At 60.6% G+C, this 11,510-nt stretch carries 12 protein-coding genes; 11 read left to right on the top strand and 1 reads right to left on the bottom strand.

The features are described 5' to 3' along the window. Positions 1–146: 146 nt before the first annotated feature. The 3 genes from HF854_RS11280 (at position 147) to HF854_RS11270 (ending at position 1,740) form a co-directional block, all read left to right on the top strand. Positions 147–599: a helix-turn-helix domain-containing protein gene (locus HF854_RS11280; protein WP_168936377.1), complete on the top strand. Its 453-nt coding sequence runs from the start codon at positions 147–149 to the stop codon at positions 597–599. An 87-nt stretch (positions 600–686) separates the two neighbouring features. Next, positions 687–1,277 carry an OmpH family outer membrane protein gene (locus tag HF854_RS11275; protein ID WP_168936376.1) on the top strand — a complete coding sequence of 197 codons (591 nt, stop codon included), beginning with the start codon at positions 687–689 and terminating at the stop codon, positions 1,275–1,277. A 106-nt stretch (positions 1,278–1,383) separates the two neighbouring features. Continuing rightward, complete coding sequence (locus tag HF854_RS11270; protein ID WP_168936375.1) at positions 1,384–1,740, top strand: DUF3467 domain-containing protein; 357 nt, start codon at positions 1,384–1,386, stop codon at positions 1,738–1,740. A gap of 138 nt (positions 1,741–1,878) precedes the next feature. Here HF854_RS11270 and HF854_RS11265 read toward each other — a convergent pair whose 3' ends face one another. After that, the gene (locus HF854_RS11265) at positions 1,879–2,922 is read right to left on the bottom strand and encodes a Fic family protein (RefSeq protein WP_168936374.1); all 1,044 of its coding nucleotides are present in this window, start codon (positions 2,920–2,922) and stop codon (positions 1,879–1,881) included. Positions 2,923–3,054: 132 nt separating this feature from the next. On the opposite strand from HF854_RS11265, the gene HF854_RS11260 reads away from it, so the two are divergent. The 8 genes from HF854_RS11260 to HF854_RS11225 all read left to right on the top strand — a co-directional run. Further along, positions 3,055–4,128, top strand: coding sequence for a bacteriophage T4 gp5 trimerisation domain-containing protein (locus HF854_RS11260; RefSeq protein WP_168936373.1), 1,074 nt, complete (start codon positions 3,055–3,057; stop codon positions 4,126–4,128). A gap of 4 nt (positions 4,129–4,132) precedes the next feature. Next, positions 4,133–4,987: a hypothetical protein gene (locus tag HF854_RS11255; protein ID WP_168936372.1), complete on the top strand. Its 855-nt coding sequence runs from the start codon at positions 4,133–4,135 to the stop codon at positions 4,985–4,987. A gap of 23 nt (positions 4,988–5,010) precedes the next feature. Beyond that, positions 5,011–5,301 carry a PAAR domain-containing protein gene (locus tag HF854_RS11250; RefSeq protein WP_168936371.1) on the top strand — a complete coding sequence of 97 codons (291 nt, stop codon included), beginning with the start codon at positions 5,011–5,013 and terminating at the stop codon, positions 5,299–5,301. Positions 5,302–5,318: 17 nt separating this feature from the next. Then, positions 5,319–5,939, top strand: coding sequence for a hypothetical protein (locus tag HF854_RS11245; protein ID WP_168936370.1), 621 nt, complete (start codon positions 5,319–5,321; stop codon positions 5,937–5,939). Positions 5,940–5,965: 26 nt separating this feature from the next. Beyond that, positions 5,966–6,406: a hypothetical protein gene (locus HF854_RS11240; protein WP_168936369.1), complete on the top strand. Its 441-nt coding sequence runs from the start codon at positions 5,966–5,968 to the stop codon at positions 6,404–6,406. Then, a complete protein-coding gene (locus HF854_RS11235) occupies positions 6,403–10,563 on the top strand; it encodes a hypothetical protein (RefSeq protein ID WP_168936368.1) in 4,161 nt (1,386 codons plus the stop codon). Before HF854_RS11240 ends, HF854_RS11235 begins: the two co-directional genes overlap by 4 nt. A gap of 10 nt (positions 10,564–10,573) precedes the next feature. Continuing rightward, on the top strand, positions 10,574–11,254 hold the full coding sequence (locus HF854_RS11230) for a hypothetical protein (RefSeq protein ID WP_168936367.1): 681 nt from the start codon (positions 10,574–10,576) through the stop codon (positions 11,252–11,254). Between the two features lie 32 nt (positions 11,255–11,286). Further along, positions 11,287–11,510: MerR family DNA-binding transcriptional regulator (locus tag HF854_RS11225; protein WP_205906115.1), on the top strand; the 224-nt coding region annotated here is incomplete at its 3' end.

Raw genomic sequence — 11,510 nt, 5'->3', positions numbered from 1 at the left:
AGAGTCCCGGCCACCGCACCTTTTGACGCCGCCCTGTATCCAGCCTTCCCGGGGCGGCGTTTTTTATTGGCCGCGCCTGGCCCGGCAAAGAGGCCGGAGCGGTATCTCCCCTCCTTTAACGAAACCCCGAAAATCGAGCCCCCAAAATGGATGCACACGACACCCCCCAGACCAGCGAGCTTCACGGAGATACGCCTTCAGGCAAGAGCCACCCCCCGGGGCAGCACAGCTCCAGGACCGGAGGCGCGGCCATTGGCCTGAATACCATTGGTGAACGTATACGCGAGCTGCGCGGAAGGCGTTCCCAAAGCGCTTATGCCGCCGAGATAGGAATCAGCAAGTCCTCATTACGCAATTATGAGACGAATACGACACGCCCGGACGCGGATTTCCTGGCCGTCATCTGCGGACTGGAGGGCGTGACGGCGGACTGGCTCCTGTTCGGCGAAGAAAGCACCAGGAAAAACGCCAGGGAAGAAAAGCCCTGTTTCTCCGATTCAGGCAAGATCGAGGAACTTGAAAGACGTCTGTGTTTGCTGGAAAATATCCTGTCGTGCCTGCTGCGCGCCAGAGGAGACAGTTCCGGCGCCATCGCATAAAGTCGGTGATACTCATCCCGCAAAAATTTCGGCGCGGCGCGCCACGTCCGGCCCCGGCCGGATCGCATACCATCACAAGGAGACAACATGTCCCGTTTTCCCCGTTTTCTTTCCGGCCTCGCCCTCATGCTGACCCTGCCCCTGTCCGGTTGCCTGGATACCGGCCCGGACGTGGTCTGCGTGGATGTGGACCGTGTCCTCAGCCAGTCCAGGGCCGCGCAGCAGGCCAACGAACACCTGGCCAAAGTCCAGGCCATCCTGCAGAACGGCCTGGCCGCCTATCAGGAAGAACTGAAGAAAAGCCCTGAAGAAAAACGCGAGCAGGAACTGCGTCAGGGCCTGGCCGTGCTGCAGCGCCAGCTGGTGCTGGAACAGGCCGCAGCCCGTGACGTGGTCAGCAAGCACATGCTGGCCAGGATCGAAGCCTGGCGCGCCGACAAGGGCGACGTGGCCGTCATTGCCCGCCAGAACGTCCTTTCCGCTCCTGCGTCCATGGACATCACCGCCGAGATCATCAGCCGTATGGACGCCGGCAGTGTGCAGTTCGCCGAGCTGCCCAAGGTCAGCATCCGTACCCATGCCGACGGCCCCGACGAAAAGGCCGGCAAGGAAGAAAAGGCCGGCAAGGAAGAAAAGACCGGCAAGAACGACAAGGGCGCCAAAAACGAAAAGAAGTAGAAAAGACGAAGTAGAAGAGACGAAGTAGAAAAGACGAAGTAGAAGAGAAGCAACAAAGAAACAGAAGAATTTCTTGCCCGTCACAACCAGACAGGAGGATATCCCCATGCCCGCTCTGAAAAAGACCCCCGCCAACAGCCATGCCCCTGAACAGCGTACCGAACAGCGTACCGAACAGCAGCCCGAACAGCGTACCGAACAGCAGTTGCGCGTGACCATGCTGCCGGCCCCCGCTCTGGAAACCATTTACGCCAATGCCTTCCAGACAAACTACTCCCACGGCGAGATCCTGCTCACGGCCTGCGTGAGCCGCAACGAACAGGACCAGCAGGGCCCGGTGCTGGCCGTGCAGCCGCAAAAGGCCATCGGCATGAGCCCCGAAAGCGCCAAACGCCTGGCCGCCGCGCTGGTGCAGACCATCCAGCAGTATGAGGCCCAGTACGGCGAGATCGCCCTGTACTAAGGCTCACGAAAACGCCCGGGATACAAAAGGCCGGGGAGGCACCCCTCCCCGGCCTTTGTTGCGTCATCACGACCGTTCCGCCTTGCCGGCAGCACCGCCTGTTCCGTCTTCGGTACAACCGCTCCAGGAACAGACAGGCTAAAAATAATCCTTCACGGCCGCGCGGAATTGCTCGAGAAAGAGCTGCTTGAAATAGCTGACGTTGTTCTGCTCATAAAAAAGGATCATCGCTTTTTTGTATTCGACTTCATCAACACTTCTGTAGGATAGCGGACAGTAATCTGCCGCAACCAGCAAGGCGTTGCCAAGGATGCGTGACGTGCGCTTGTTGCCGTCTTCGAACGGCTGGATGTAGGAGATCATCAAAATGGCGAGCAGAGCCTTTTCCACGGCGTGCCGCGTCCTGTTGATCATATCTGACAACTTCTCAAGAGCATCACGTATTTGGAATTTGTTATCCAAAGGACGGTAGTTCGTCCCGACGATACCGACCATGCCGGAGCGTATTCCGGGAGCGACGTGCAGTCCTTCCGTCAGGAGGCTGTGGATCTCTTCCATCTTGCGGACGGTGATCTCTCTGTAGTACTCCGGCGCGGACAGGACATATTCCAGCGCCTGTTTGTGGTTGAGCAGCATGCGCGACTCTTCCACCGTCTTTCCGGCCGCGGTCACGTTGTCCCTGAGCAGCCGTTCCGTATCAAGAAGCGTATAGGTATTGCCTTCGATCCTTGAGGACTTCCATGCAAGCTCCACGGTGAGCCGTTCGTACTCCTTTCGCAAAAGGCCTGGAGATAACGTGGCTTTTTTCTGGCGGAACACGGCATTCAGGGCGTCCAGTCCGGCGATCTCGTCCTGCGTCAAAAGATGCTGCAATTCGTCGAACAGATCGAAATTGAAGTATTCGCTGCGCACAGAACGTTCGTCCGCGTCTTTTGAAAAATACGCGGCGACATCTACAGGCATGGTCTGTGCCGAATTCCGGCTGAGCGCATAGTACACGCCCCTGCCGGTGCCGGATCTTTCCACCAGCCCGAGACCGGACAGGGAATGCAGCTCCCGTACCAGCGTCGTTTTTGAACAGGCGCTCCCCATCTGTTCCAGATAGCGCCCGATATCTTCCCGCCGTACGCCGTCCTGATGACGCAGGCAGGCCAGGATCGCATCCTGCCGTTTCGTTGTCATGGCCATCCTCCGTTTGCGACTCATCGTCATGCCGTTTGCGCCTCATCGTCATGCCGTTTGCGTACCACTTCAGGAACGCGAACACAAACAGCGGCTCTGAACCGCCCCCGGCATACCGGTCAATCTTTCCGCATGGAAAGCATCGCCGCGCACACCGGTCACCCCGAATATTTCAGTACAGCCACGGTCATCACCGCCAATCCAGCCACCCTCACCTGCGACATCCTGAAGACGAAGGGCGGCATGCTCTACGGCGTGCCCATCCTCAACACCACGGGCGGCCTGCAGAGCAATGACGCCTCCTGGGCAAGCAACCTGCGCGGTGCCGTGGTCTTCTATACCTACCTCGACGGCCAGCCCTACATCATGGGCACCATCCCCGTGGCGGTAAAGCCGGGCGTGCCCACTTCGACCAGCAGCACGTCCACGGACTCAGGGGGCGACAACAAGCTCACCTACGGCGCGACACGCCGCGACTCCTACACCTGCGGCCGCCCGGCCTCCTACATGCCCGGAGACAAAGTCTTCTCCACCGACGGCGGCGCGGAGCTCGCCCTGCTGTCCGAAGGCGGCATCGTCCTCAAAGCCTCCCCCATGAGCCAGATCATCATGGGCGCCCTTATGGACTTCGTGAAGATCGTCGCCCGTGAGCTGACCATCAGCACGGACTTCGGCGACATCAGCTTTTCCCACGGCAGTTCCGGCCGCACGGGCATGTCCATCGTAGGCGGCGCCAAATACGGCGACGAGGCACAGCCCGGCAGCGGGACGCCCACGACCCATTTTTACCTCGGCGACACCCCGGATGCCCCGGATTCCCGCTTCGGCGTGCGCGTCAACAGCGTGGACGGCGGAGACTACGGCGCCATCGTCATGGGCACTGACGGCAAGCTCGTCCTGGCCACCTCGCGGGACGCCCTGCTTTCGGTGGGCAAGGACAACGAAGTCCGCGTCATGGGCGATGATTACTACCAGGTGGACGGCAAGCGCTCCGTCGAAGTGGGCGGCGACGAGACGCGGGCCATTTTCGGCAAGCTCGATTTCACTGTCGGCAACAGGGAGAACCACTCCGTCGGCTCCGATCTCGACCTTCAGGTGGGGGGCGCCCTGCGCGTCGGCGCGGAAAGCATCACGCTCGTGTCCCGGTCGAACAGCGTGGGACCGGTGGACGTTACCTGCTCGTCCCTCAATATCAGGAAGGCATAGCCACATGGCGACTCCCACGGCGAAAAACGGCAAATGCCCTGAAGGATACACGCATGTCTTCGGCCCCCTGTGCGTGGAGAAGACGACGCTCGACAAGGTCAGTGACACGCTCCCCGACATACCGGACGTGGACTTCACCTCCCCGGACTGCGAGATGGCCCTCGGCGCCCTGCAGCAAGTCCACAAGGCCGTGGAAAAGCTGATCCAGCTCCCGAAGCGCATCATGTCCATGGCAAAGAAGCTCCTTGACTATCCCTTCGACAAGGCCCGGGAGCTCATGGACGGCGCCTTGAAAGCCTTCGACGACGTTTCCGAAGCCATTGACGCTTTCCTGGACGGCCCCCAAAGCGCCGTTGCCGACCTCAAGCGGGCTTTGGAAAAGGCGCTGGATTGCCCGTACATAGCGCGTACCGAACTCGGACAGCTCATCGAGGAAGTGCTGGATATGCTGGATGCCGGCAAAAAGGTCGATGCCCTTGTCAACCGGCTGAAAAACGCCCTGAGCTCCAAGGCCAATTCCGCCCTCGACGCTCTGGAGGAAACGCCCGCCGAAGCGCTCAGCAACGCGTCGAAACTCTTCAACGACGCCCTGGACCGCCTTGGGGTCAAGGACTGGCTGGACAAGCTGGAAGAGCTCGAACGCTGCGTGGAGGCCGCCTGCGCCATGTACGACGTGGCCAAACGTCTTCCCGGGACCAGCGCGAAACAGCTTTGGGAATCACTGAACGGCGCCGTCGACGAGGCCGGGAATCGTCTGGAGGCGGCCGTGGCCCGTCCTGTAGGCGCGGCCCAGGAGACAGCCATGAAGGTCGCGGAAGATTTCAAGCTGGCCAAAGCGAAGGTCACGACAACGACATAGTGAAGACACATAAGGAGCACGGCATGCCACAGCCTGTTTGCTGCGTTGGCGACCGTTTTGAGGGCTTTTGCCGGGTCTGCGACCATACGGTGCAGGGGACCATGATGACAGGTGAGTTCCCGCGTATTGAGGACAGGAACGTCTGCGTCACGGGCAGCCTTGGGCGCGGGGACTGCGGTCATAGCTGCACGTCCGTGGGGCGATCACAAGTTCTGTTTATCGAAGGCAAGCCCGTCGTCCGCGTCGGTGACCCCGTCACCGGTGAGATAGAGGGCCGGCTTGTCACCGGCTCGGATTTCGTTTTTTCAGACTGAGCATAAGGAGAGAGATCATGGATATTCGCCAGGCATCGCGAGGTCTTCACGGCACGGAAGCACGCGGCACCATCCCCCCAGCGGCCATCGCCGAGGAAAAAACGCCCCGGCCCGTACCTGAAGTGGACGGAGACGCCACCCTCAAAAGCCCGCTGGAGGAGTTCGGCCCGGAGTCCGTCATCAAAAGCTACCGGGACTTTCTCCACGCGCGGGACATCTCCGATGACGACATCCGTGACGTCCTGGAATACCTGATCACGTCCGGGAACGTTTCCTGGAAGTTCGAGCTGTTCGACCGTATCCCGGCGGAGTTCCGCATCCGCCCCTCCTGGGTCGACGACTACATCCTGGAGACCATCGACAGGGAGACCGCCGGTGACGAACGCCTGTCCATGATGCGTTACAACAACCTGGTGGCCGTCTGCAACCTGGCGGCGTCCCTGGTCTCCTTCAAGGACGAGACATACCGCGTCGAGACGAAAGAGGACTTCGACAGGGCCCGGAAGCGCGTCCAGGACATGCCGTACATCATCCAGAACGCCCTGGTGAACAAGCTGGCGGTGTTCGACAGGACCATCGCCGTGGCCACGTCCGACTGGGCCATCAAAAATTTTATGCGACCCCGGAAGGAAAAGTAAGGGCTGAGGTCCTCAGGCATTCCGGGGTGCAATACACACGGCGCAGCGTGGAGTTCCGCCTGCTGCGCGAGCATGTCACAGCCACACACGCGTACAGGCACGGGCTGGGCCAGTGGTTCGGCGGGCGCATGCTCGATGTCTTCCTCCTCCTGTCCGTATCGTCCGGCCTGCGGGACGGGGCCCGGGACGACTACCTGAAGAACATGCGCGAGTACCTGGACGCTGTTTCCGACCTCGTCTCTCCCTTCAACAGACAGGATGCCGGCCTCCCCCAACGCCGGGACATGCCTGGACGCAGGCAGGCGACCGATGAAGACAGAACCCGGTATCTCGGCCTTATGGCGGCCGGCATGCACAGCGCCGGGAAACAGGGCTTCACCTCGCTGAAGGAATTGCGGCAGGCCATGGACGCCCTGAAGGAAACCATCAACCACATCAGCAGCGCCACGGCAGGTGACAGCAAGTGATCACGCAGGAACAAGCACCTATCTTCACGAATTACGGCCCTCTCGCCACCCAGTACCTGACCGGCGGCCAAATGGGCTACATGCCGCAGGCGCAGTATCTTACTCCTGCCGAGTACGGCGCTTTCCGCACGCTGCCCGGCCCGGCACCGACGAACTACCAGAACCAGATGCCCGGCCTGCTCCAGTCATGGATGATCCGCAACTACGGCGCGCCCTTCGGCCTGCCCAAGTACACGTTCAACACCTACAACCCGGCTGTGAACCAGCAGCAGTACATGAGTGCCATCCGGCGCCACTCCAGCGACCAGATGCTGGCCCTCGGCGGTACGGTACTGGATTTTGGCGTATCGTCGCTGGCCTTCGGCGCTCTGGGGGGTATCCCCGGCGCCCTCGCCGGTCTGGCCATGCCCAGTCTTGCCGAGCCCGTCGTCGACCGTGTCCGCGACCTGCGTGCGGTCCAGAACCTTACCATGCCCAGGATCACCGGCGGACGCGACGTGAACCTTGCCACCGGCATGGGCTTCAACGCGGCATCCGCGCGAAGCATCGACAGCTTCACCCGTGCGAGCGCGGCCGGCGACGTCCTGTTCAAGGAAGGCGACTACCGGCGCATGCTCCAGCTCGGCGTCGAGAACGGCATGTTCGACTACGCGGGCAGTGCCGCCCAGTACAAGGACATCATCAAGAAGCTGCGCGATACCATGACGACGGTCATGGAGGTCGCCGGTTCGACGGACTTCAAGGACTTGATGAAGGAGTTCAAGCGCCTTCAGACCATGGGCGCGGACATCTCGCAGTTCCGGGACATCATGCGCAAGGAGAACATGTTCTCCCGCATGGCCGGCATGAGCCACAGTGACATGGTGAACACCTACGGGCAGCAGGGGGCCTTCCTGTTCTCGTCCATGGGCCTGAACAACTACCAGGGCTCCATCCAGGCCATGGGCAACGCGGCCATGATCACCCAGGCGCAACGCATGGGTCTTATCAACCCGGCCATGGTGGCCCGGCACGGAGGCGTGTCGGGCATGGTCCAGACCATGACGCAGCAGGATGCCGTGGCCCAGACGAAGATACAGGATCTGCTCCTGTCATATCTGGCGAACGATTCCATGACCGGGCTCGACAGGAACGTCAGTCCCATGGACATCCTCAACAGCAAAAATCCCATGAATCTCCTGGTGTCCCGCTCCGGCCGCCTGAACCATCTGGACTCCATGATGGCTTTCCAGCGCAACAAACCCGACCTCTGGGGCGAAGCCGTGGACAAATACGGCGGCGACGTACTGGGCGGCATCATGGCACATGCCGTAGGCAAGCAGGTGGGCAGGTCGGGCATGGCCGCCACGGAATTCGGCTATCGAATGGAAGGCTACTCACCCGAGATCGCCCGCATCAAGGCGCAGCAGCTCCACAGCGACGACTTCCGGGAGCAGGTGGCACGCGAAGCGCACCTTGCCCGGCAAAAGCGCCGTGAGGAAGAGGACCTTGCCGCCAACCCCTTCCGCCGCCTCGCCCGCGACTTCGACAAGACGCTCACCAAATTCAGTGAGGCCACCTTTGGCCGTATCGCTGGTGCCTACGCCGGGTATGTCGAGCGTAACGATGCTTTGGCCAATGGCTACATCCCGGACATCAATGGCGTAAACAGCGATGTGGGGCCTACCTCGTCCGCCCTTGCCGACGAGAAGACGCTCAGAAAGGCCGCGAAGGCCGCGCAGGGAATGTCTCTGTCCAGGGATGAATCCATATGGACGACCGGGGCTCTGGACCCTGACGAATGGGAACGACGTAATCCTGTCATGCTTTCCGAGGAGACAAGCGGCGAAGGGATGAAAAAAGTCAGCTTCCGGGTAAAAGGCGGGCAGGTCTCTGGGCGTGCGAAGAAAAACAAGAAAACGAGGGTCTGGCACGGCTACGCCGATACCGGAGGCTCGTCGTTCGGCTCCCACCAGTTCGCGACGCAAAACCTGATCAGTTTTCTTAACAAACCGGAAAACAGGGACCTGCTCGAAGCTTTCCGGGCTGAGGGCATCGACCTTGCGAAAGACAGCGCTGATGTCGACGTGCTGGAGCGTGCCCGTAAAAAGCTTGGAGACAAGCGTTTGCGGAAAATCACCGGTAGTACCGAGAGCGAGGTCAACAAAAAAATAGAAGCCGCCGGTTTGGGGCTGACAGCTGCGGAAACTGAAAAACTCGGTCTGCTGCAGGGCGCCTGGGACAACGTCCTGAAGTCCGGCAAGAAAGACAGGCTGCGGCAGGCGTATTATGAGGAAGCGCGTGAACAATATACACACAGCCTTTACAGGAAGGCTGGCGGAAAGGAATCCTGGAGCCAGATCCTCGGCTTGATGCTCAAGGACGAGGGTTTCCGGCGCGTCCTGACGGACCAGGCCAATAACCGGGGTCCCGGAGGATGGAACAGGAAATACCAAAAATATACGGGCGCCGAGGCTGATTACCGTGTCCTTGCCAAAAATGTTTCCGTGGAGGAAGCCCGCAAGCTCCTGTCCTCGACGGAAGGCAAAAAGCAGCTCCTCGACCGCCTCTATGCGGCCGTTCGCAACAACCTGTCGCCTTCCAACGGCGCCTACAGACGTTACGAAGCCAACAGCAGGCAGACGCTGGCCTACAAGGCCGCGTTCGACATGCTCGACGGCAAGGCTCCGACCACAAACCGGGCCGCCGTGAACAACAACCTCGACGAAGACATCAAGCGCCTTACAAGCGAGCTGTCCGCGGCCCAGTTCGCTCTGGATCCCCAAGGGGTGGACGGGACGGTCTACGATGCCATGAGCATGAATGCCTACTTCGGCTCGAATGTCCTCAGCCGGAAGCTGTCCGGAGGCTCCCTCAAGGATGATGCCGAACTGCTCTCGAAAAAGCTCGGGATGGATATCGGCCAGGACGCGCTCGATACCGCCTTGCGTGATACGAACGCCTTCGATGTCGACTACCGAGCCCTGAACGCCCCCGTGAGCCGCCGGAAAGAGGCCCGTAAAGCCCTGGACCGGCTCATCGCGCAGCAGCGTCCGGATCTGAATGAAAAGGCCCGTGGTGAGCTTGTAGACGCGCTTTCAGGGGATATGGAAGTCCAGGGCCTGCTGGCGACCGCATCCGTGCGAAGGGGCGACCTGGGCAAAGACGATGACGTGAGTCGCAGGCTCATCGACTGGAAGAGGGCGGAAGAGGACGCCGTAAAACTACGCAGCAGGAAGCTGAACGAATTCTACGCCGGACGGTCTGAAAAAGCGTGGGAGGATTACTCGGGCAAAGCCCTGCGCGGTCTCGGCAAGGAAGACCTGGCTACCGTGCAGGCAGCCATGTCCGCCGATCCCCGTTATGGCCAGCTTGTGTCCCTGCGTGCGCTCACCAGGTTCTACAACTCTTCGGCCAACGAAAAAGAGCGCGGGAACATCCGCACGGAGATCGACCGCATCGCCGGGCTCTACGGCATGGACGGGCAGGCGGTCGAACGCATGCTCCGCGACGGCACGTTGCGGGCGGACGAGATACGGAGCTTCTCCGCGGACCAGAAAACACTTGATGCCCTTGGCGACGTCGGCGCACGGCTCTGGGAAGAGAACAAGGTGTCCTCACGGCTGTTCATGACCCGTAACCGGGACGCGATGGGCGGAGCGGCAGGGAGCGTCGCGCTGGGGATACTCGCGCCCAACGTGGCACGCCGCTTTGCCGGCCTGAACGAGCTCGCGAAGAAGAACCGCTTCAACTCCGCGCAGGATGCCCTGTCGAATTTCGAGGAGTTCCAGCGTCGTGTCGCCATGTTCGGCACACCGGCCGACAAGGCCCTTGTCGCCCGAATGGCCGAGGAGAGGAAGCGTACCGGCTCCGTCGATCCCGGCAAATACGGGGCCGATGCCTACACGGCAGGCGCCACCACGACGTTCGATGAGGCGTCGGCATCCGCCCAGACCGATCCCGGCATGGCGCAGGCCAACGCGCTTCGCGAGATACAGAAGCAGCAGGCGGACTACTTCGCGGGCCATAAAGCCGGAACCGCGTCCGGCACCATGACAGACACCATGCAGGGCCTTACAGGTACGCTCAACACTCTTAACGAGACGCTGAAAGGCGATCTTGTCACCACGTTGAACGGCGTCAGGCAGACGCTGGCCGGCCTGCAGAAAAAGCTGTAGGAGGCAGCCGATGGCTTTTGATATTCAGAGATCTTTCGATATCCAGGGATTCTACGACGAGGTCTACGGCTACAATACAGACGGACGCGACACTCCACCGGTGGATACGGTCTCCGTCTTCGATGCGGGGTACATCTCCTCGAGCAAGGCGGCGTCCCTCACCAAGGCCAGGACGGGGTATTTCGCGCTGGGCACCGGCGGTTCAGGAGGGCTGTTTAGACCGGAAAGCGGGGGACCGGCGGCGAACTTCTGGCAGATCATCATCACAAGCATCACGGAAGGACACTCGGAGAAATCCCTTGTCCACAATACCCTGTCGGAGAACGTGTCCGTCTTCGCCGCCGGTGCCCTGCCGGTGCAAATCAACATTACGGGCAAGTTGCTCCGGACAGCGTCCAACGATCACCATTTCGAGTTCCTGCGGCGCTACGTCGATGAACTGCGCGCCAGAAAGCTGGACCTGGAGGAGCGCACCTGCACCTTCGTCAGCAAGGACACGACCTTCAGGATCATCATCGAAGCCCTCGTCCTCGAATCATCCGTGGAGAACGAGAGCTACGTCGATATCAGCATCCAGGGGCATGCCTATGGCTACAGGATGACGGGCAGCCGTGACCCCCTGAAGCTCGGCTATTACGGTACGGAGCCGTCGGTGGCAACATCGGCTGCCGGGCTTAAACTGATTACTTGAAATGTGTCAAAAAATATGTAAATATACTCTTTATGAGCAGATTATGCACAATAGGTGAAGCAGCGCGATTGCTTGGAGTATCCATTCCCACCCTTCGCAGATGGGAAGAGAGCGGAAAACTGGTTCCCGAGCGTACAGCCGGCAAACACCGTCGATATGACATCACAAAACTCAAGCCCGAGCTGGCGATCGCAGATACGACCCGTACGACCATTGCCTATGCCCGGGTCTCCAGTCATGACCAGCGGGAAGATCT

Source organism: Desulfovibrio piger (assembly GCF_012843875.1).
In the GTDB taxonomy this organism is placed as follows: domain Bacteria; phylum Desulfobacterota; class Desulfovibrionia; order Desulfovibrionales; family Desulfovibrionaceae; genus Desulfovibrio.
This window is presented reverse-complemented; position numbering and strand designations above follow the sequence as displayed.